Here is a 20,454-nt window from a genome sequence, read left to right as displayed (position 1 = left end):
TTACTCCGCCGCTTCAACACGTGGGGTGGGGGCAAAATCAGCAGGGAAATGCCGGAGCGCGCTCATCACGGGATAGGGCGTGAAACCGCCCAGCGCGCAAAGCGACCCAAATTTCATCGTTTCGCAGAGGTCTTCCAGTAGCGCGGTGTTTTTCTCTCGCTCGATCCCGAGCGCGATCTTGTCCACCGTCTCGACACCACGTGTCGAGCCGATGCGACAGGGCGTGCATTTGCCGCAACTTTCGACGGCGCAGAACTCCAGCGCGAACCGAGCCTGATGCAGCATGTCTGCCGTATCATCGAACACCACGATGCCGGCATGGCCTATCAATCCACCAGCCGCCGTAAAAGCTTCATAGTCGAAGATCGTGTCGAACAGCGACACCGGAAAATAGGCACCGAGTGGACCGCCCACCTGCACGGCCTTCACGGGACGGCCGGTGATCGTGCCGCCGCCGATATCGTTCACCAGTTGCCCGAGCGTCAGGCCGAAGACGGTTTCGTAAAGCCCACCATGTTTCAAATTGCCAGCAAGCTGGATCGGGATGGTGCCATGCGACCGGCCGACACCGAAATCGCGATAGAAGGCCGCACCGCGATCCATGATGACGGGAATGGAGGCCAGCGAAATCACATTGTTGACGACCGTCGGCTTGCCGAACAGGCCCTGCAGGGCGGGTAGCGGCGGCTTGGCACGCACCGTACCGCGTTTGCCTTCCAAGCTGTTCAGGAGCGAGGTTTCCTCGCCGCAGACATAGGCACCCGCGCCCATGCGCACTTCGATGTCAAACGCGCGGCCTGACCCGAGGACGGAGGACCCGAGAATTCCCTCACGCCTTGCGATCTCGATCGCCTTTTCCATGACCCTGATGGCGTAGGGATATTCTGAACGCGTATAGATGAAGCCCTTGGTCGCGCCAACGGCCAAGCCGGCAATCGCCATGCCTTCGATCAGAACGAAGGGGTCGCCTTCCATGATCATCCGGTCGGCGAAGGTGCCGCTGTCGCCCTCATCCGCGTTGCAGACGATATATTTCTGGTCGGCGACTGCGTCAGCGACAGTCTTCCATTTGATACCCGTGGGAAATCCAGCGCCGCCGCGTCCGCGCAGGCCGCTCTGGGTTACCTCCGCAACGATATCGAGCGGGGCCATCGCCACAGCTTTTTCAAGACCCTTCATGCCCTGATAGGCGCGATAATCCTCCAGCGACAAGGGATCGGTGACGCCACACCGGGCAAATGTGAGACGCGTCTGACCCTTCAGGAACGGGATGTCCTTTGTCGGCCCGAGACAGAGGCGGTGGTCGCCGCCGGTCAGAAAACCGGCCTCGAAAAGCGAGGCGACATCGCCCGCCTTGACGGGGCCATAGGCGATACGGCCATGCTCGGTGCGCACTTCCACCAGCACTTCAAGCCAGAGCATGCCACGCGAGCCGTTACGGACAATATGGACGTCGAGGTTGCGGACAGTGGCTTCGCGGGCGATGGCATCGGCAACGCGATTTGCGCCAACGGCAAGGGCCGCAGAATCGCCGGGAACAAAAACGGTGACACTCATCGGCGTGCCTCCGTCAGAATGTGACTAAGACAGTCCTCATCAAGACGGGCATGGACCTCGCCATCCAGCATCAGGGCCGGCGCCTGTGCACAGAGCCCGAGACAGAAAACCGGCTCCAGCGTCACGGACCCATCAGGCGCGGTTTCGTGCCAGTCGAGGCCGAGCCGGGACTTGATGGTTTCCGCAAGAGGCTCGCCACCCATCGACTGGCAAGCCTCGGCGCGACAGAGCTTCAGCACATGACGTCCGTGAGGATGATCGCGAAAATCGGGGTAGAAGGTAACGACGCCATGAACTTCAGCGCGCGAGATGTTCAGCGCGGATGCGATGATCTGCTTGGCGCTTTCCGGGACATAACCGAATTCTTCCTGCACCGCGTGCAGGATGGGCAGCAGAGGCCCTTCCAGGTGAAGAAATTCGTCAATGACAGCGGAAACACGGGCCGCCTCATCCGCGGCAACCGCTCTGATATTCATAAGCCAGTCCTCCCAAACCGACAGGGGCAGGAATGGCGACCAAGACTTTCATCAAGCACGCCGCAGCCCCCTGCGTGTATAAACAATGGCGAAGCCGGGTGGATCAGGTCAATAAGGCGTTTCCGTCGTCTGATAGGAGATGCCTATCAAACGCCTTTTCCGCTGCCCTTTGACGTGCCTCGTGTAGAAGCGCAGAAACCAGAGGCGTGTGTGGCTCCCGGTGGGTGGCGATCAAACCAACAAGATGCTCGGGTTCCGGATCGGTGATGGGAATGATCCTGATCTGCTTCGGAAAACCGAAGGATTCAGCAAGGTTACGCGGCATTATTGAAGCCCATTGTCCGGTGCGGATATGGGAAAACAGCACGATCATGGAATTGGATTCAAGCGTCGGTTTAGCCTCCACCCCCGCCTCGGCCATGTGCTTGTTGATGATGCGCCTGTTCTGCATATCCGGCGTTAATAGGCAAAGCCTAAGACTGGAAACCTGCTTCCAGGTAACACTTTCCTGATCCGCAAGCGGCGTTCCGGCAGCGGCAATGAGGTGATATCGCTCAGAATAAAGCGGGACAGTGGTCACGCGCCCAAGTGGCTCATTGTCGAGGTAACTGATTCCCGCATCGATCTCGAGGTTTTCGATCTGGCTCAAGACCTGCAGCGAGGTGCGTGACGTGACGGAAAAAGTCACATCGGGATGGCGCGCCTGAAACGATTCCGTCAATCGCGGCACCATGGCGAGCGCCGTTGGAATGACAGCAAGGCGAATATGTCCGGCAAGCCCCTTGCGGGCAGCGCGCATTTCCTCACGCATGGTGCGGGTATCGCCAACGATGCGGCGCGCCCATTCCAGAACACGCTGGCCCTCCGGTGTCAGCCCCTGATACCGTGCCGAGCGCACCACCAGAACGACGCCCAGTTGATCCTCCAACTGCCGGATTGCCGCCGACAGGCTGGGCTGGGAGACACCACATTCCTCCGCCGCCCGGCCGAAATGTTCAGCCCGTGCCAATGCAATGAAAAATTCCAGCTTGTCGATCATACGCTCTCCCCCGCGGCGCGCTCAATTGACCGGTGTGCGCGGGAGAACACTAGAACGTGGCGCAAGCGCCCGCAAATGGCCGCAAGCATTTTCCTGCAAACTAGGCGCAGGCCACGAGAGCGGGCCCCTTCACGCGCGGATAGTCATAGGCGTTGACCTTCGAGGTACTGTAGCCGGCACCAACAAGAGCTTCGGCAAGCTTGATCGCCGCCGTCACGCCATCGATGACCGGAACACCTGTGGCGTCGCGCAGCCGGTCGCAGAGCGAGGACATGCCGGCGCAGCCGAGAATGATCGCTTCTGCCGCATCCTCACGCTTGGCGGCCTCGATTTCGCGACGAAGCAGGGCTTCCGCGACCGCTGGGTCTTCTTCGAGGCCAAGAACCGGCAGATTGATTGCCCGGACCTTCCGGCAATGACGTTGCGCGCCGTAGTCCTCCACAAGATCCTCGATAACAGGAATGGAACGAGGTAGCGTGGTAATGATGGAGAAGCGGCGACTGATCGTCATCGCCACTTGCACGGCCGCCTGGCAGATGCCAATGACAGGCCCCTGCGCCACTTCGCGGGCGGCATGAAGGCCGGGATCATCGAAACAGGCGATCACATAGGCGTCCACGCCCTGCCCCTCGCCCTTGCGAATTTCCGCCAGAAGCCCGGGAACGGCCATGGCCTCATCCGCCTGCCCTTCGATACTGACGGGGGTGTCGACCGGATTTGTCGCAGAGACTTGCGTTTCCTTTTGCTTGACCCGTAGCGCGCTATCAAGGGCCTGCGCGGTCATAGAAGCGGTGGAATTGGGATTGATCAAACGAATATGCATCGCACGCATCCTGATGAGCTGTCACTTGCCGTCAGGCGCGGTGAAATCGGTGATTGATGGCGCCTTCAAAACAAACTGGCGGTCCGAGGTGATATAGTTGTCGGCGTGAAGCCGGGCGATCGGCTGATAGCGATCGGCATCGACATAACGTCCCTCTTCATCGAGGCATTCGTTATGAACATGCATGTGCACCACTTCGCCGAGCACCAGTGTGCGGCGGGGGTAATCGATCAGTCGTTCCACCTTGCATTCGAATGCACAAGGCGATTGCTCGGCATAACTCGCATCGATCTTGTTGCACGGCATGGCCGTAAGTTTGGCCATCGACATTTCGTCAACTTCATTGTCGAAGCCGAGGCCGCAGATCAGCATCTGCTCCGAAAGCGCCATATCGACCATATTGACGACGAACTCGCCGGTGCGGCGGATATTCACCATCGTGTCCTTCTCCTCGCCGCTGACGTTCGGCTGAATGCCAAGGACGACGATGGGCGGATCATGCGAAAAGACGTTGAAGAAGCTCATCGGGGCTGCATTGTTATGGCCGGCTTCAGAACGCGTCGTCACAAGCGCGATCGGTCGCGGACCGATAAAATTCGTCAGAAGGCGGTAGCGGCTCTGGGGCTCAAGCGCGCTGAAATCGAATTCCATGATCGGCATCCTATTATAGTCTACAATTATCTTTCATATTGTTGACAATGTTGCAACCAAAATCCCGTTGATACAGTTGACTTTTTCATTCACATCACGCTTCTCTAGGGCGATTGGGGAGTATGTCGAATGAGCGAGCAGCCCGGCCCGTCCACGCAGCAGATTGTCGAGAAAGTATGGCTTTCGATCGCCGAACGCCGGCTGCGTCCGGGCGTGCAGCTGAAAGAAGAGCAACTGGCGACAATCTTTGGCGTCAGCCGTGCTAAAATCCGCCAGGCATTGTCCGTTCTCGAGCGTGACGGACTGGTGACCATCGTTCCCAATCGCGGCGCTTTTGTCTCCAAACCGTCGGTCGAGGAAGCCCGCGATGTCTTCTTCGTGCGCCGTACCGTCGAGCAATGCGTGGTCGAAAGACTGTGCAAATCCGCCACCAAGACAGATCTCAAGAAGCTACGCGACCACGTGGCCAAAGAGCGTGTGGCCAATGCCAAAAACGTCACGACCGACATCATCAAGCTTTCCGGCGGGTTCCACCTTCTGCTTGCGGAAACGCTCGGTTCCGACTTCCTCTTCACCACCATGCGCGACCTCATTTCCCGCTCGTCGCTCATTACCGCCGTTTACCGTAACACGGATCGCTTCAACTGCGGCCCGGACGAACATGCGGAAATCGTCGATGCGATTGCCAACAACGATCCGTCGCGGGCCATCCACCTGATGACCCACCACCTTAAGCATGTGGAAGCGGAACTCGATCTCAGCGAAATCCGTGACCTTTCCCACGACCTGCGCGCCGCGCTCGGCTGATCTTCCGCTCAGGCGCTTTGTCGCTCGCCCGCCCATTGCGTGTCATCTTCGACCAGATGACAGGCAACCCGCGTGCCGTTGGCGAGGCTTTTCACCTTAGGCACTTCTGCCGAACATTGCGCCGTTGCCAGCGGACAACGCGGATGAAACGCGCAACCCGAAGGTGGCTTCAGAGGGCTTGGCACTTCTCCGGCAACGATCTCCCGGTCCCGCTGCGGCGTCTTGATATTGGGGATCGTCTGGAGAAGCAGCCGTGTATAGGGATGGCGCGGATTGGCAAAGAGCTCTTCCGTATCGCCCTCCTCCACGATCCGCCCGAGATACATCACCGCGATACGGTCTGACATGTGACGGACAACGCTCATGTCGTGGCTGATGAAGAGATAGGTGAGGCCGAGTTCATCCTGCAGGCGGCGCATGAGGTTCAGCACCTGCGCCTGCACCGAAACATCGAGCGCCGATGTCGGCTCGTCGCAGACGAGGAATTCCGGTTCGCTCGCCAACGCGCGGGCAATGGAGATGCGCTGGCGTTGGCCGCCGGAAAATTCATGCGGAAACTTCTCGCCGTCAGAGGCCGACAGCCCCACAGTGTTTAGAAGTTCCTCCACGCGCGCCATCGTTTCGGCCTTGGTCGCGCGCAGCTTCAGTTCACGGATTGGCTCTGCGATGATGTTCTTTACCCGCCAGCGCGGATTGAGCGAGGCATAGGGATCCTGAAAGATCATCTGCGCCGACAGGGGTTTGCCCTTGCCGCCTGCCGCGAAACGAAACTCGCCGGCGCTTGGCCGGAAAAGCCCTGTCACGAGGCGGGCGACGGTCGACTTGCCGCAGCCGCTCTCGCCGACAATGCTAAGACAGCCGCCGGCCGGAACGGAAAAGTCGATATCGTTGACGGCTTGGACAAATTGCCGGGGTTTGCGCTCGATAATTCGGTTGAGCAGCGGGGCGGAAACGTCGAAGGTTTTCGTCAGGCCCTTCACCGTCAAGGCCGGCTTGCCCACTGCTGCCTTTTGAGATGCGGATCGTGTCATGCTGTGCCTCCTGCATTCAACCAGCACGCACTGGCGCCGTTGCCGACGGTTTCGAGTTCAGGCCGTTCCCGCCGACAGCGTGGCCCGGCAAATCCACAGCGGGGATTGAATGCGCATCCGGGCGGGATCGCATCGAGACGCGGCATCGCCCCGTCGATCTGGTTCAGCCGCTCCACCCGCGCACCAAGCGAGGGAATCGAAGCCATCAGGCCCTGCGTATAGGGGTGGCGCGGTTCGTGCAGCACCTGCTCGACCGGTCCCACCTCTATCAGCCGGCCGGCATAAAGCACCGCCACCCGGTCGGCAGCCTCGGCAATGACGCCCATGTCGTGGGTGACGAGCATGACCGCCGTTTGCTTTTCCTTGCACAGCCGCCGCAACAGCGAGATGATCTGCGCCTGGATCGAGACATCGAGCGCCGTCGTCGGCTCATCGGCAATGATGAGTTTCGGAGAGGCGGCGAGCGCGAGTGCGATCACGACACGCTGGCGCATGCCGCCGGAAAACTGGTGCGGATAATGATCGATACGATCCGCAGGCGACGGAATGCCGACATCCTTCAACAGTTGAACAGCCCGTGCACGGGCATCCGCTTTCGACAGCGGCAGGTGCTGGCGGATCGTCTCGACAAGCTGCGCACCGACCGTAAAGAGTGGATTGAGCGAGGTGAGCGGGTCCTGAAAAATCGCACCGATCTCACGGCCGCGAATGCTTTCCATCGCCCGGTCATCCAGTTGATCGATACGGCGCGACCCGAGCCAGATTTCACCATCGGCGATGTGGCCGGGTTTCTCGAGCAGGCCTTGTATGGCGAGCCCCGTCATGGACTTACCGGCGCCGGATTCCCCGACAACGCCCAGGATTTCGCCGGGCCGGATCGAAAGGCTGATATCAGAAAGCGCGGTGACGGTGCCGCGACGACCGGGAAACTCGACCTTAAGATTACGGACATCGATGACCGATTGTTTCATGTCAACCATGCTGGGCAACCTCCACCGGATAGCTCGGAGGGAAAATTTCGGAGACGGGCGGATTTGCCCAGCTCCGTTCGGGATATTTTGCAATCAGGCGATCGAACTGCGCCTGCGCCTGTTCACGGGCACGCCGCATGTCGATGTGGGCGACCTGCCTTTCGCGCATCGATAGACGGCCGTCGACAAAAACAGCCCGCGTGACCTTGCCCGAGCCGCCAGTCACCAGCGTGGTGATCGGATCGATGCTCGGCGCCATGACGGTGTCGTCGAGGTCAAAGACAGCAATATCTGCCCTAGCACCCGGCGAAAGATGGCCAAGGTCAGACCGGCCAAGCGCACGCGCGCCGCCAAGTGTGGCCGCATCGAAAAGATCGGCACAGCGGATCTGGTCCGGAGCACCGTCATTGATGCGGCAGGTGATCAGCCCTACGAGCAGATTCATCAACATGTCCGCCGGGGCCGTATCCGTTCCCATCGCAATGTTGATGCCACGTTTGCGGCAGGAAGAGAAGGATGAGAGCGTGCTGCCACCACGGCTCGAGACCAGCGGACAGTGGACGATGGAGACGCCGTTTTTCGCATAGAGTGCCAGGTCTTCCTCCGTCGCATTGGTGGCGTGCGGGGCGATCAGCCTTTCGCTGAGCAGGCTCGCCTTGGCAAGCCAGACTGGCGCGGTCGAGCCGTGGAGCTTGCGAACCGTATCGACCTCCATGGCACCCTGCGCCATATGGAGACGGAACTTGCAGCCGAGGTCTCGGGCAGCCGCATCGGTGCGCTCTATGAGCGCAAGAGTGGAGGTTTCCACCCGATCCGGCGCGAGCATGCCGCGCACCAGATCGCCGTGCCTTCCACTCTGCTTTTCGATGAAGGCGATCGCGTCGGCGAGGCCCTGAAGGCCACGCTGCTCATCAAAGACCGGAACCATGCGGCCCGGCTCCTCAAGCACCATGCCACCCGAACGGAAGGCGGGGCTGAGATAAACGCGCAGGCCAAGTTCGCCGGCAGCATCCGCGGCAGCATCGAACTCCGCCACGGTCTCCCCCCACTCGCGATAAAACAGCGATGCGATGGGGGCTGCCGTGGTGATGCCGTTTAGGAGCAACTGCCCGAAGGCGAAACGCTTCTGAAAGGCAAGCTCTTCCGGGGAATACATTTCGTAAGGACCAGCCTCGACATAGGAGCGCGGCCAGACACGACCCTTCGCCCAGCCCGGATGATGATCGATGCCGAGGATCGTCGTATCCAGATCGGAAAGCGCATCGAGATCGATCAGGCCGGGGCTGACGAGCGCATTGCCAAAATCGATACGCTGGGCGACCTCTCCGGGAAATCGATGCCCGACAAAGACGATTTCGCCGTCTTCGAAAACAACTTCGCCGCTTTTAAGCAGCCGGTGCGAACCGTCCCGGTGCCCTACAACCCAGCTGGCTGTGAGCAACGTCCGTCCTTCCGGCCTTTTGCCAAGTTGCAACGAATTGAGAACATCGCTCATCACGGCGCCTCCACAATGGCTTTGCCATCTCTCGCCGTAACGCGGCCGCCTTTGACGACCAGTGGCCGGGGGGCGATATCGACAACGGCTTGCGCCAGCGTTTCACCGGTCAAGAGGGTAAAGTCGGCAGCGCAGCCGATTTCCAGGCCGTAATCTTCAACGCCCATGACATCGGCGCCGCCCTTGGAAACGACATGGAGCACATGAGCAAGTTCGATATCCGAACGCAGGCCGTTCTTCATGCCGATGATCTTGGCGCGATCCAGCATATCCGGCTGTCCCCACGGACCCCATGTATCGCGGATACCATCACAGCCACCGCCAACGCGCACACCCGCTTCCTTGAGGCGCATGATCGATGGCACGCTTGCCGATGGCGCACCCGTCGTCAGGATGGCGACATCAAGCCGCGCAATCTCGTCGATCAGCCTACCGACGCGAAGATAGTCATTCATGCCGAGCGCGAAGGCGTGGCTGATGGCAACATTGCCCTGCATGCCGTTTGCCCGGATGCGCTCGAAGATGAGCTCCATGGTGAAGGCGCCGAGGTCGGCGGCTTCGTGCAGATGAATATCGATCGGCACGCCGTGTTTTGTCGCGAGCTGAAAAAGAATGTCCAGCTGACCCTTGGGATCGCGGTCAATGCCACAGGGATCGATGCCGCCAAGCACCTCGCAGCCCTGCTTTAAGGCTTCATCGAGAAGCTCCACCGTGCCGGGCATGACCATGACGCCCGATTGCGGGAAGGCGACGACCTCGATATCGATGATGCCATCAAGCTTTTCCCGTGTTTCCCAGATGCCTTCGACCAGCTTCAGCCCATGGGTCGGGTCGATATCGACGTGGCTGCGAATATGGGTGCCGCCATTGGCCGCAAGCCCGATGGCATGGCGCATGGATTGGCGATGCGGATCGATGCCGATCTGAACGCGGTTTTCCCGCTCGAAATCGATCCGCTCGCGCAGGATCGCAGCACGATTGTTGACGTGCCAGGGCATGCCCCACGTCGTCTTGTCCAGATGCGTATGGGCATCGATAAGACCGGGGACGGCAATTGCTCCCTTGCCATCCTCAATCGGCATGCCGGGTTCGGCGTCGAACTTTCCGAAGCCGGTAATCTTGCCGTTCCTGATCATGATATCGCAGGCTTCTCCCGCCATGGGCCGTACGTTGCGAAGAAGAAGATCGTGCATGGAACTCACCTCAGTTTTGGATTGAGCGCATCGCGCAGCCAGTCACCCAGAAGGTTGACGGTGACGACGAGCAGGCAGAGCTGGAAGACAGGGAACAGCACGATCCACCAGGAGCCGGAAAACAGGAACTGGTTGCCGATGCGGATCAATGTGCCGAGCGACGGCTGGCTGGGCGGCATGCCGATGCCGAGAAAGGACAGGGTTGCTTCGGTAAGGATCGCCATGCCGAAATTGAGCGTTGCCGCGACCATGATCGGTGTCAGCGTATTGGGCAGGATATGCGCCGCCATGATGCGGCGGGCGGGGACCCCGATCAGCTTTGCCGCCTGAACATAATCCTTGCCAGTTTCGACGCTGGCCTGGGCGCGCACCGTACGGGCATATTGCACCCATGCGGAAAGGGCGATGGCGAGAATGAGCACGGCGGATGCACCGACCTCACGCAGATTGTCGGGCAGCATTTGCCGCACGACTGTTGACACGAGGATGGCGACGAGAATGGTCGGGATGGAGAGCGTGATGTCACCGATGCGCATCAGCAGGCCATCGGCAAAACCACCGAAGTACCCCGCCACCAGACCTGCCGTCATGCCGATGACGAGCGAAAGCAGCACGGAGGCAACGCCGATGACGATGGAGATGCGTGTGCCGTAAAGAATGGCCGAGAGCATGTCGCGTCCCTGCGTATCCGTTCCAAGCAGAAACGGCCATTCGCCGCCCTCCTGCCAGATCGGCGGCAGCTCGGCCTGCCACATGTCCAGCGATGCGCCATCATAGGGATTCTGGGGTGCAATCCACGGCGCGAAGACAGCGGCGAGGATGAGGATTGTCAGGATGAGCGCGCTGATCTTTGCCGATTTGCTGCGGCTGAAGGACCAGTAGAGATCGCTGTCACGCATGCGACTAAAAAGCGACCGGCGGGCAGGTTTTTCCGTTTGCGAAAGGTCTGTCATGAAACCGGCTCCCTTCGGTTAGCGCGCGGCGCGCAGACGCGGATCGATGACCGCATAGGCGATATCGACGAACGTGTTGAGGACAACGAAGATGAAGGAGATGATGCAGAGATAGGCCGCCATGACGGGGATATCGAGGAAGGTGACCGCCTGGATGAACAGCATGCCCATGCCCGGCCACTGAAACACCGTTTCCGTAATGAGCGCGAAGGCGATGAGCGAACCGACATTCATCGTCGTCAATGTCACCACCGGCATCAGACAGTTGCGCAGCGCATGACGGAAATAGATCCGCCAGCGTGGGATACCGCGGGCCCGTGCAAATTTCACGAAATCGGACCGCAGAACTTCAAGCATTTCCGCTCGCACCAGACGCATGACGAGGGTTATCTGGTACAGCGAAAGTGCAATGGCCGGAAGAATGAGGGCCGCGCGTCCGGATGACGTCAATAGCCCCGTCGACCACCAGCCGAGCTGAACGACATCGCCGCGACCGAAGGCCGGTGCCCAGCCGAGGGAAACGGAAAAGACCAGAATGAGTAGGATGCCGACAACGAAGCTCGGCAGCGAAACGCCGACAATCGACAGGAATTGCAGGCCCTCCGTATACCATTTTCCGCGCCGGATCGCCGTCAGAACGCCGAGAGGCAGACCGACGACCAGCGATATGATGGTGGCAACCAGCACCAGCTCAAGCGTTGCGGGAAACCTTTCGGCGATCAACGGTAGAACCTGCTGCCCATTGCGGTAGGAAACACCGAAATTACCCTCCGCTGCATCTTTCACAAATCGCAGATATTGGGTCGGCAGGCTGTCATTGAGGCCCAGCCGTTCACGTAGCGCGGCACGATCTTCCTGCGAGGTCTGTTCGCCGACCATCAGTTCGACGGGATCGCCCGCCAGCCGAAAAATGAGAAAGGCGAAAAGCGCGACGGAAAGCATGACGAGCACGGCATTTCCCAAACGCTTGATGATGAAAACCAGCATTGTTACCTCTCGGACGCGAGCCTGAGCCACGCGGGCTTTCAGGTTCGATCACTCTCTTCCAGAGATGGGCCAAAGATTTCACGGCCTAACTTAGCCGCAACAACATACAACTTTGTCGACAATTTCGACGCGGATTCACCCTGATCCCGGACCGGTTAACCGCTAAGCAACTGAGGCGCTCGGCCTGTGGCCGGCGCCTCAACAACGCGTCTTACTTGTCGACCTGGGTCAGCCAATGGCGTGGCTTGTTGTCGGCACGGAAGTCGACACTTTTGACCTTGGCCAGCATAGCCCAGGCAATCGGCTGCTGGTGCAACGGCACGAGCATGGTCTCGTCCTTGGCAATCTTCAGCGCAGCTTCTTCAAGCGCCAGGCGCTTCGTATTGTCCTGCTCCTGCGCCGCCTGCGCGACAAGCTTGTCAATTTCCGGGTTGGACCAGCCGCCATAATTGGAGACGCCCATCGCACCCTTGCGGGTGGAGAGGATCTGCGACAGCATCGAGAAGGCGTCCAGCGTCGGCTCGTTCGCCCAGCTGAGGTTGAAGACGTCAGCCTTGCCGCCATTGCGCTTGGGTGACTGCACTGAACGTGGCGCAATATCGATGGTCGGCTGGAAACCGCCGCGCTTCAACATGTTGGCAACGCCCGAGCAGATATCCTCCTCATTGACGCTCTCGTCATTCATGCAGGTATAGGTGAAGGCGAGGTTCTTCATGCCGGCATCGGCAAGCAGCTTCTGCGCCTTGGCCGGATCGGCCGGTTCAAAGGTATCAAGCGACTTGGCGTAGCCCGCAATTTCGGGCGCGATCAGCGAACCAGAAGGTCTTGCAAGACCACGCATGACTTTTTTGTTAATCAGGTCTCGATCGATCGATGCTTCGAAGGCCTGACGGACACGCAGATCATTGAAGGGATTCGGCTGGCCATTCTCGAGCTTTTCGCGGCGATTGAAGCCGATGAAGAGCGTGCGAAGCTCGGTGCGTTTCTTGACCGAGATATTGGGCGAGGATTCCAGGCGCGGCAAATCCTGGATCGGAGCGGAATCGATCAGGTCGATTTCACCCGACAGCAGTGCCGCAACGCGTGTCGCAGCAGATGCAATAGGCACGAATTCGATGCGGTCGAGATTGTGCTTCTTCTGGTCCCACCAGCCTTCATTCGCAACGAGAACAGTTTTGCTGTCCGGAACGCGGCTCTCCAGCTTGAAGGGGCCGGTCCCATTGGTGTGCATGGTGGTGTAGCCATCAACCTTCGACGCGAAGTCGGTAGGCTTCTCGCTATTGTTATCTTTCAACCACTTGGCGTTGAAAATGAAGATGTTGGTTATGTCGTTCAGAAAGAGCGAGGTAGGCGCGTTGACATCGAGGTCAACCGTGTAGTCGTCGACCTTTTTGACGCCAGCGTAAATCGGAATATTGCCACGCAGCGGCGAGGTTGCGTCCGAAGCGCGTGTGAAAGATGCGACGACGTCATCGGCGGTAAAGTCTGCGCCGTCATGGAACTTCACACCCTTGCGCAGGGTGAAGCGCCAGGTCTTTCCATCAATCAGCTTCCACTCGGTGGCAAGTGCGGGCTCGATCTGAAAATCCGGCCCGTAGCGAACGAGGCCCTCGTAAATATGGTTCAGAAAAGCCAGGTTGGACGTCGACGGCACCGAATAGGGGTCTAGTGAATAAAGATCGGCGCGACCGCCCCAGCGAAGGGTCTCGGCATTGGCGGGAACGGCAATGGCGGCGGCAGCCATGGCCGCCAGGACGAAACTTCTGATACGGGACATTTGATCCCCCCTTTTTTATAAATCGTTGAAAGACCGCAAGGCGGTCCGGTCTGGCAGAGGGAGTATTGTTTCGCCCAGGCTTATTGTCAATAATATTGTTGACAATTATCGTACTCAACATCGTATGTTTTTGGATACGGGCTGAAATTCAGGGAGGACGAAATATGACAGGCTTTCTGCTGCTGCACGGAACGATCGTCACGGTCGACAGAGAGAGACGCATGATTGAAGACGGCGGATTGGCCATCGAGGGCGACAGGATTGTCGACATCGGCGCTGCGCAAGATCTCCAGTCTCGGCACACCGACAAACAAAATATCGACTGCCGGGGAAAGCTGATCATCCCCGGCCTGATCGATGCTCATGGCCATGCTGGCCACGCGCTTCTTCGCAGCATTGCAGCGGACACCAATGCAATGTGGATGAAAATCATCACCCCCACCTATTATCACTACGTGACCCGCGATTACTGGTATGCGGACGGGTTGATTTCCGGCATTGAACGGTTGCGCGCCGGGGTGACGACCGGGGCGAGCATCATCTCCTCGATGCCACGCGCGGATGACCCCGTCTTCGCCATCAACCATGCCCGCGCCTATAGCGAAATCGGCCTTCGCGAAATCATCTGCGTTGGGCCGTCGGGCCTGCCCTGGCCGCATCAGGTTACGCGGTGGGAGAGCGGTTCGCCAGAGCGTCGCGACGTGAGCTTCGACGAGATGATGGAGGGCAGCGAAGCGGTGATCGAAGCATTGCACGGCGGCGCCGATGGCCGTATCAGCGTTTTTCTCACGCCTTTCACCATCGTGCCTTCGGTCGAACCATCAAATGCATCGACACCCGATCAGGCTGTGAAACTGACCGAAGGCGACAGGATGCAGGCCCGCCGGATACGAGAGATGGCGCGCAAGACAGGTGTGAGGCTTCATTCTGACGCCTTTGCCGGGCAAATCCGCATGGCGTTCCAGGACAAGGAAAATGCCCTGCTCGGGCCTGACATTCACCTTCAGCACTGCTGGGGCATCTCCCATGACGAGATCGACATCTTGGCGCAAACCGGCACCCGCGTGACCCACGCGCCACCGGGCCGCGCGACCCCCATCATGGACATGATGTCGAAAGGCATTCGTGTCGCCATCACCACCGATGGTGCAGCCCCGAGCCGCCATTTCGACATGTTGCAGACGGCGCGCCTGGCACAGTTCACGCAACATCTCCTGCATAATCACGACCGCTACCTGCTTCCGCCCGGCAAGATATTTGAGATGATCACGATCGATGCCGCCCATGCCATCGGCATGGAGGACGAGATCGGTTCGCTCGAAATCGGCAAGAAGGCTGACGTCGTCATCATCGATATGCGCAAACCGCACCTCATGCCCATGTGGATGCCTGTTCATCGGTTGGTGCATCAGGTTCTCGGAAGCGATGTCGATACCGTATTTGTGGACGGCAAGTTGCTGATGGAAAACGGACGGGTCCTGACGGCAGATGTCGATGCTGCCATTGCCTTTGGCCAGCAGGAAGCCACGGCGCTGGCGGAGCGGGCCGGGCTGAGATCACATATGCATGATCCCGGCTGGGGCCGCCTGCTGCGCACATTTGACGAACCGGTGCACCCTCCGCGTCCACCGGAAGATGCAAGGTACCGCGCGGGGGAGCATGGACTCGATCAGAACCCATAGATCAACAGGCTACGGCAAATCCTCATTTGTAATACCGTCAGCTTCACGACAAAAACTCCCCGGCCTGGAGTGGACCGGGAAGCAAACCTGACATCATGTCAGGAACTTTGACTGGAGCTAGTGGCTCACCTGTCCGGGAACAGGGTGGATCTGAGTTGCCTAACCCAACTATATTTTTTATTCATAGGATCAGAACGAACGCTCGAGACGAACGAAACCGGTCCAAGCCTCAGGCTTCTTTTCGACGTCGAGGTAGTTCGCCGCCAGCCTCGTGGAGAGGCCGTCGGTGATCTTGTAATCGACCGTCAGACCGGCCTTCCAGGCATCGTTGTTCGAGAAATTATCCCAGGAAGCGAGGCCATAGCTGCCGTAATACTGAACGCCGGGAGTGATCTTCAGCTTGTCGGTTGCCTTGAGGGCGTAGGATGCAGCAACGGCCCATTCGGAAACGTTGTAATACGCGTTTGCACCGGAAGCCCAGACACCAGCCAGAGCGAGCGTGCCCGGACCAACGCCAGCTTCTGCGATGAGGCGAACGGCACCATTCTCACGATCGGTGTCATAACCGCCGATAAGAGCGAAGGATACGCTGTCGAACTTTGCACCAACGCCGGCAGCTACGCCCACATTGTTGTCGCTCTTGTTGAAGGAGCCAACAGAAATGCCTTCCAGCTCGTCAACCGAAACGCCAGCCCAGAACGAACCTGCGTCATAGGTGTAACGAATGGAGTTGAACTTGGAGTTCGACGACAGTTCGTCGGTTTCACCACCAATACCATCGTCCCACCAGCTGGTGAACTTACCAACCTTGAGGCCGGCGAGTTCAATGAAGGCCTGGTCAACGAAAACCGCCGAACCCTTATCATTGGAATTGGTCGCAGAAGCGGCTGCCGATCCGGTGTCAGCATTGCCCTGGAAGCCGATGAAGCCACGAAGAGCACCGAGCTCGGTGTCGGTGCGGGTGTCAACTTCGAACTGCGCACGTGTGAAGGAGTCCCAGTCGGACTTGCCGGATTTATCGCGACCGAAGTCAGTCTGGAAACGCACGTAGCCCTGGAACTTCAGGCAGGTTTCGGTGCCTGGGATGTAGAAGAAGCCGGCGCCGAAAGCGTCGCAAACGCGAACGTATTCCAGGGGCTCAGGCTCAGCAGCGACGATAGCGTCGGCAGCGTGAGCGCCGGATACTGCTGCGAGGGCCGCAGCGGAGCCGATGAGAAGGCTCTTGATGTTCATTTGAAATCTCCAGTCAAAAATTTTTCAACGAGTGCGCAAATTTGAGGGCTGGTCTTTCCCTGCCGCCCGCCTCCCCTGCGCTGACTGAGCAAATGACGGAAATCATCAGCGACTCGCAATTCAAATCGTCAAAATCGAAATACCGATAAAGTATTGATCAGAATGTCGTAGTAAAATTACAACAAATTAAAAGTTGTAAGTAAAGTAATTAATTATTTATTCTATATTTTTATACTAAATTGCTGATGCCTTATTTTATCATATACTTAATCGAAGCAGGTGGGCAGCACGGTGTCGCCGGGCCGCGAAAGCTGCGACTTATGCTGCCGTGGGGATGTTGCAGTTGGGAAACAAGAAAAGGCGATGACAGGAAACGCCGGCCACCCAGGTCGGGGCGCACGTCCGTTCTTAAATGGTCAGCAATGTGCCGCAATTTAGCGGCTGGCTTCGGATGCCCCGTTTGGGAAAATCGAGCTTTGCGCCAGCATGGCCGCGATCGCCTGAGCGGGCACCGGCGGGCTGAAATAATAGCCCTGACCACAGGGGCACCCGGCGTCCCGCAGAAATTTGGACTGCTCACCGGTCTCCACGCCTTCGGCGATGACATCGATACCCAGCGAGCTGGCAAGCTGGATCATGATCGAGACGATGGCACTGTCCTTGGCATTACCAGGCAGGTAAGCGAGGAAGGAGCGGTCGATCTTCATGCAGGAGAGAGGAAAGGTCTTGAGCATACCGAGGCAGGAGTAACCGACCCCAAAATCATCCAGCGCGAGGCTCACGCCCATGTCCTTGATGGCCCGCATGATGCGCACGGATGCGTCAACGTCCTGAATGATGAGCGTCTCAGTGATTTCGATTTCCAGAAGCGATGCCGGGAGTCCGGTTTCCTTCAGCGCGGCCCTTATCTGTTCCACCAGCCCGCCCTGAAACTGCCGCGGCGAAATATTGACCGCCATCTTGACGGGCGGAAGCCCGGCGGCGGCCCATGCCTGCGCCTGATGACAGGCCTTGCGCAGGATGCTTTCGCCGAGTTCGACGATCAGGCCGGTTTCTTCCGCAAGTCCGATGAATTCCGAGGGAGCAAGCAGACCTTCCGTCGGGTGCTGCCAGCGCACCAGCGCTTCCACACCATTCATTACGCCGCTCGCAAGATTGATCTGCGGCTGGAAGTGCAGCACGAACTCGTCGCGCGTTACGGCTTTGCGCAGTTCCTCGATGCGGTTGACCTTCTTTTTCAGATCCTCCGCCATGTTGGGGGTGAAGGTGGCAATCTTGTCACGCCCGCTATGTTTGGCTTCATACATGGCAAGATCGGCGGCCGCGACGATCTCCGCCGTGTTCTTTCCATGCTCCGGGAAAAACGCCATTCCGATGCTGCATGTGACCTTGATATCGTAATTGCCGATACGCAGAGGTTGTGAAACAGCAGCGCGGATGCGGTGCAGCCGGGTTTCGACATCCTCTTGGCGTACGTCAAGAACGATGACGAATTCATCGCCGCCAACCCTCAGAACCAGATCGCTTTTACGCAGCGCTCTGGCAATGCGCGACGCGGTCTTTGAAAGAAGCGCGTCCCCGATGCTGTGGCCGAGCGTATCGTTGATCTGCTTGAAATTGTCGAGGTCAAGAAAGCAGACGGCCACCCTTCCCTTCGTCTTCCCGGCCGTCTCCAATATTTCAGGTAGCCTCGTATCGAGAAAACGGCGGTTCGGCAGCCGGGTCAGCATATCGTGATCGGCGAGAAACGCGATGTGCTCCGCTGCCCTCTTTCGGTCAATGGCAAGGCCCGCCATGCGCGCCGCCGCGCCGATGAACTCGAGGAGCGCAGGATCCGGCAGACGGCCGGCCAGCATACACCAGACGAAACCGTGCGCCTTGCCTCCGCTTTCGGGGATATCGAAACTAAAGGCCACATCTTCGGCGGAGTGGGTAAGGCCGTCGGGGTCGCTGACGCTGGAGAGAAGGGCGATCAGTCCCTTTTGCTGCGCCAGAGCCGGCGAAACATAAACGGACGGTTCTCCCTCCGCAGCATCGAATACCCGCACGGCGCAGGCCAATCCGGTTGCCAGATTTTCAATAGCCTTGACGAATTCTTCGAGAAAATCCTCGATGCGGGCGGCCGCGACAATCATTTCGAGAATATGCGCCTGTGCCTGAAGCAGTCTTTCCGACGCTTTTTTCTGGGTGATATCCCGCGAGGCGCCGACCACACCGATGATGTTGCCCGCCTTGTCCCTAAGCGGCACGCGGGACATCATGAGCCAGCGATCAACATCGCCACGCATGGCCCGTTCTTCATATCCAAGATCCGCCTTGCCAGTGCGCATCACGCGCGATTCGGTGTCGGGAATGCCGGCGATATTGGCCGCTTCCCCGTGGATCTCGTAGTCGGTGAGCCCGATAAGCTGCTCGACCGTGTCAAAACCGTTCTCATTGACGATGGCACGATTGGCGAAAAGGAAGCGCCCTTCCAGATCCTTGGCGTAAATGAAATCCGGCACGTGATCGATCATCGCTTCCAGAAGGGCGTGCCGGTCGGATGGATTGGTGTTTTCGCGAACGGCAGCTGAGGCTGGCGTGGCACTCCTGCGAGTTTTTCGCGACATCCGGGTCTGCTCGGGTGTCTTCGGGCCTTTGGAACGCACCACTCCGCCTCATTGCTTTATAAGAAAGCAGAATAGTAGGATTATACATATTATATAAATGTGAACGGCGGGTCGAAACGAGGCGTAAATCGCCGTCTTTCCGGGACCGAGAGCAGATCGGTGGATGCGTCACGCGAAACGGCGCGGACAAAATCCGCGCCGTAACAATGGCCAGTGTTCAGAAATTGTATCAAACGACAGGGGTCGGCAATTCCTGACCGGCAAAATGCGCGTCAAGATTGGCGAGAACCAGATCTGCCATGGCACGCCGGGTTTGGTGCGTGCCGCTGCCGACATGCGGAGCAAGGGTGACCGTATCGAAGGCAAACAGCGCTTCAGGCACGCGCGGCTCTTCTTCGAACACATCCAGCGCCGCGCCGCCGATCGCGCCTTTCGATAGCGCCTCGATGAGCGCCTTCTCATCCACCAGCGAACCGCGCGCCACGTTGACGAGTATGCCCTGCGGCCCTAGTGCCCTCAGCACATCGGCATTGACGACGTGCCGTGTTTCGGCGGTGGCAGCGGCGGCGATGATGAGGACGTCGCAATTGGCAGCAAGGTCCTCTATGCTGCCGTAATAATCATAAGCGACCTCACGTCGGCTTCTGGCGGTGTAGGATATCTTCCCGTCAAAACCCTCCAACCGCTTTGCGATCGCCTGACCGATGCGGCCAAGGCCGAAAATGCCGTAGCGGCGACCGGCCACCCGTGTGGAAAGGCCCATGTCGCCTTTCAGCCATTGACCGGTGCGGACATATTGGTCCGCCTGCGGCAGCTTTCGCGCCTGTGCCAGTATGAGGCCCAGCGCAAGGTCAGCCACATCCGCCGTCAGCACGTCGGGCGTATTGGAAACATGAAACCCCCGTTTTCTGGCTTCAGCCAGATCGACCTTGTCGAAACCCACCCCATTAATGGCGACAATTTCAAGGCTGGGGAGCGCAGCAGCTATATCCGCAGGCAGACCGATATGGCCGCCAGTGACAACGCCGCGGATTGCGCCGCCGTGGCTGGCTAGGAAAGCAGCTTTGTCTGCGGCTTCAAACAGGCGATGTATCGTAAAGCGCTGCGCGAGTTCTTCTTCCAGTGCCGGGATGAGCGGGCACAGTTGCAGGATTTCAGTGGTCATGGATT

Annotated in this window: 17 protein-coding genes; 2 read left to right on the top strand and 15 right to left on the bottom strand. The window is 58.8% G+C overall.

Translation table 11 applies throughout. From position 1 onward, the window contains the following. From AT6N2_RS23105 to AT6N2_RS23085, 5 genes are all read right to left on the bottom strand, one after another. Positions 1 to 1,557, bottom strand: coding sequence for a formate dehydrogenase beta subunit (locus AT6N2_RS23105; protein WP_209091626.1), 1,557 nt, complete (start codon positions 1,555 to 1,557; stop codon positions 1 to 3). Then, the gene (locus tag AT6N2_RS23100) at positions 1,554 to 2,033 is read right to left on the bottom strand and encodes a formate dehydrogenase subunit gamma (RefSeq protein WP_063951690.1); all 480 of its coding nucleotides are present in this window, start codon (positions 2,031 to 2,033) and stop codon (positions 1,554 to 1,556) included. The genes AT6N2_RS23105 and AT6N2_RS23100 overlap by 4 nt, the downstream gene beginning before the upstream one ends. 103 nt (positions 2,034 to 2,136) lie before the next feature. After that, a complete protein-coding gene (locus tag AT6N2_RS23095; protein ID WP_209091624.1) occupies positions 2,137 to 3,072 on the bottom strand; it encodes a LysR family transcriptional regulator in 936 nt (311 codons plus the stop codon). Between the two features lie 100 nt (positions 3,073 to 3,172). Continuing rightward, entirely contained in the window at positions 3,173 to 3,895 is a 723-nt protein-coding gene (locus AT6N2_RS23090) for an aspartate/glutamate racemase family protein (RefSeq protein WP_209091622.1), read from the bottom strand. 21 nt (positions 3,896 to 3,916) lie between these two features. Next, complete coding sequence (locus tag AT6N2_RS23085) at positions 3,917 to 4,546, bottom strand: flavin reductase family protein (protein WP_209091621.1); 630 nt, start codon at positions 4,544 to 4,546, stop codon at positions 3,917 to 3,919. A 129-nt stretch (positions 4,547 to 4,675) separates the two neighbouring features. Between AT6N2_RS23085 and AT6N2_RS23080 the strand changes: the two genes are divergently transcribed. After that, positions 4,676 to 5,353, top strand: a complete 678-nt coding sequence (locus AT6N2_RS23080) for a GntR family transcriptional regulator (protein ID WP_209091620.1) — start codon at positions 4,676 to 4,678, stop codon at positions 5,351 to 5,353. Positions 5,354 to 5,361: 8 nt separating this feature from the next. On the opposite strand, the gene AT6N2_RS23075 is transcribed toward AT6N2_RS23080, so the two are convergent. The 7 genes from AT6N2_RS23075 to AT6N2_RS23045 all read right to left on the bottom strand — a co-directional run bounded on the left by AT6N2_RS23075 (position 5,362) and on the right by AT6N2_RS23045 (position 13,760). After that, on the bottom strand, positions 5,362 to 6,384 hold the full coding sequence (locus AT6N2_RS23075) for an ABC transporter ATP-binding protein (RefSeq protein ID WP_209091619.1): 1,023 nt from the start codon (positions 6,382 to 6,384) through the stop codon (positions 5,362 to 5,364). After that, positions 6,381 to 7,364 carry an ABC transporter ATP-binding protein gene (locus AT6N2_RS23070; protein ID WP_209091618.1) on the bottom strand — a complete coding sequence of 328 codons (984 nt, stop codon included), beginning with the start codon at positions 7,362 to 7,364 and terminating at the stop codon, positions 6,381 to 6,383. Before AT6N2_RS23070 ends, AT6N2_RS23075 begins: the two co-directional genes overlap by 4 nt. Further along, positions 7,357 to 8,850, bottom strand: a complete 1,494-nt coding sequence (locus tag AT6N2_RS23065; RefSeq protein WP_209091617.1) for an amidohydrolase family protein — start codon at positions 8,848 to 8,850, stop codon at positions 7,357 to 7,359. The genes AT6N2_RS23070 and AT6N2_RS23065 overlap by 8 nt, the downstream gene beginning before the upstream one ends. After that, positions 8,850 to 10,043, bottom strand: coding sequence for an amidohydrolase family protein (locus tag AT6N2_RS23060; RefSeq protein WP_209091616.1), 1,194 nt, complete (start codon positions 10,041 to 10,043; stop codon positions 8,850 to 8,852). Before AT6N2_RS23060 ends, AT6N2_RS23065 begins: the two co-directional genes overlap by 1 nt. Positions 10,044 to 10,048: 5 nt before the next feature. Continuing rightward, positions 10,049 to 10,996, bottom strand: a complete 948-nt coding sequence (locus tag AT6N2_RS23055; protein WP_209091615.1) for an ABC transporter permease — start codon at positions 10,994 to 10,996, stop codon at positions 10,049 to 10,051. Between the two features lie 18 nt (positions 10,997 to 11,014). After that, positions 11,015 to 11,983, bottom strand: a complete 969-nt coding sequence (locus AT6N2_RS23050) for an ABC transporter permease (RefSeq protein ID WP_209091614.1) — start codon at positions 11,981 to 11,983, stop codon at positions 11,015 to 11,017. Positions 11,984 to 12,194: 211 nt separating this feature from the next. Beyond that, complete coding sequence (locus tag AT6N2_RS23045) at positions 12,195 to 13,760, bottom strand: ABC transporter substrate-binding protein (RefSeq protein WP_063951682.1); 1,566 nt, start codon at positions 13,758 to 13,760, stop codon at positions 12,195 to 12,197. A 164-nt stretch (positions 13,761 to 13,924) separates the two neighbouring features. On the opposite strand from AT6N2_RS23045, the gene AT6N2_RS23040 reads away from it, so the two are divergent. After that, on the top strand, positions 13,925 to 15,442 hold the full coding sequence (locus AT6N2_RS23040; protein WP_209091612.1) for an amidohydrolase family protein: 1,518 nt from the start codon (positions 13,925 to 13,927) through the stop codon (positions 15,440 to 15,442). A 189-nt stretch (positions 15,443 to 15,631) separates the two neighbouring features. Here the strand turns inward: AT6N2_RS23040 and AT6N2_RS23035 are convergent, their stop codons facing one another. The 3 genes from AT6N2_RS23035 to AT6N2_RS23025 all read right to left on the bottom strand — a co-directional run bounded on the left by AT6N2_RS23035 (position 15,632) and on the right by AT6N2_RS23025 (position 20,449). Continuing rightward, a complete protein-coding gene (locus AT6N2_RS23035; protein WP_063951680.1) occupies positions 15,632 to 16,675 on the bottom strand; it encodes a porin in 1,044 nt (347 codons plus the stop codon). Positions 16,676 to 17,109: 434 nt separating this feature from the next. Further along, positions 17,110 to 19,284, bottom strand: coding sequence for a putative bifunctional diguanylate cyclase/phosphodiesterase (locus AT6N2_RS23030; RefSeq protein WP_209091610.1), 2,175 nt, complete (start codon positions 19,282 to 19,284; stop codon positions 17,110 to 17,112). Positions 19,285 to 19,513: 229 nt separating this feature from the next. Next, the gene (locus AT6N2_RS23025) at positions 19,514 to 20,449 is read right to left on the bottom strand and encodes a 2-hydroxyacid dehydrogenase (protein WP_209091608.1); all 936 of its coding nucleotides are present in this window, start codon (positions 20,447 to 20,449) and stop codon (positions 19,514 to 19,516) included. Positions 20,450 to 20,454: the final 5 nt, after the last annotated feature.

Source organism: Agrobacterium tumefaciens (assembly GCF_017726655.1).
GTDB classification, from domain to species: domain Bacteria; phylum Pseudomonadota; class Alphaproteobacteria; order Rhizobiales; family Rhizobiaceae; genus Agrobacterium; species Agrobacterium tumefaciens_B.
The sequence above is the reverse complement of the archived record's forward strand: the minus strand, read 5'-3'. Positions and strand labels throughout refer to the sequence as shown.

Excerpts from the sequence above, each read along its gene's own strand:
- AT6N2_RS23105 (WP_209091626.1), bottom strand. The coding sequence starts at position 1,557 with ATGAGTGTCACCGTTTTTGTTCCCGGCGATTCTGCGGCCCTTGCCGTT.
- AT6N2_RS23100 (WP_063951690.1), bottom strand. The coding sequence starts at position 2,033 with ATGAATATCAGAGCGGTTGCCGCGGATGAGGCGGCCCGTGTTTCCGCT.
- AT6N2_RS23095 (WP_209091624.1), bottom strand. The coding sequence starts at position 3,072 with ATGATCGACAAGCTGGAATTTTTCATTGCATTGGCACGGGCTGAACAT.
- AT6N2_RS23090 (WP_209091622.1), bottom strand. The coding sequence starts at position 3,895 with ATGCATATTCGTTTGATCAATCCCAATTCCACCGCTTCTATGACCGCG.
- AT6N2_RS23085 (WP_209091621.1), bottom strand. The coding sequence starts at position 4,546 with ATGGAATTCGATTTCAGCGCGCTTGAGCCCCAGAGCCGCTACCGCCTT.
- AT6N2_RS23080 (WP_209091620.1), top strand. The coding sequence starts at position 4,676 with ATGAGCGAGCAGCCCGGCCCGTCCACGCAGCAGATTGTCGAGAAAGTA.
- AT6N2_RS23075 (WP_209091619.1), bottom strand. The coding sequence starts at position 6,384 with ATGACACGATCCGCATCTCAAAAGGCAGCAGTGGGCAAGCCGGCCTTG.
- AT6N2_RS23070 (WP_209091618.1), bottom strand. The coding sequence starts at position 7,364 with ATGGTTGACATGAAACAATCGGTCATCGATGTCCGTAATCTTAAGGTC.
- AT6N2_RS23065 (WP_209091617.1), bottom strand. The coding sequence starts at position 8,850 with ATGAGCGATGTTCTCAATTCGTTGCAACTTGGCAAAAGGCCGGAAGGA.
- AT6N2_RS23060 (WP_209091616.1), bottom strand. The coding sequence starts at position 10,043 with ATGCACGATCTTCTTCTTCGCAACGTACGGCCCATGGCGGGAGAAGCC.
- AT6N2_RS23055 (WP_209091615.1), bottom strand. The coding sequence starts at position 10,996 with ATGACAGACCTTTCGCAAACGGAAAAACCTGCCCGCCGGTCGCTTTTT.
- AT6N2_RS23050 (WP_209091614.1), bottom strand. The coding sequence starts at position 11,983 with ATGCTGGTTTTCATCATCAAGCGTTTGGGAAATGCCGTGCTCGTCATG.
- AT6N2_RS23045 (WP_063951682.1), bottom strand. The coding sequence starts at position 13,760 with ATGTCCCGTATCAGAAGTTTCGTCCTGGCGGCCATGGCTGCCGCCGCC.
- AT6N2_RS23040 (WP_209091612.1), top strand. The coding sequence starts at position 13,925 with ATGACAGGCTTTCTGCTGCTGCACGGAACGATCGTCACGGTCGACAGA.
- AT6N2_RS23035 (WP_063951680.1), bottom strand. The coding sequence starts at position 16,675 with ATGAACATCAAGAGCCTTCTCATCGGCTCCGCTGCGGCCCTCGCAGCA.
- AT6N2_RS23030 (WP_209091610.1), bottom strand. The coding sequence starts at position 19,284 with ATGTCGCGAAAAACTCGCAGGAGTGCCACGCCAGCCTCAGCTGCCGTT.
- AT6N2_RS23025 (WP_209091608.1), bottom strand. The coding sequence starts at position 20,449 with ATGACCACTGAAATCCTGCAACTGTGCCCGCTCATCCCGGCACTGGAA.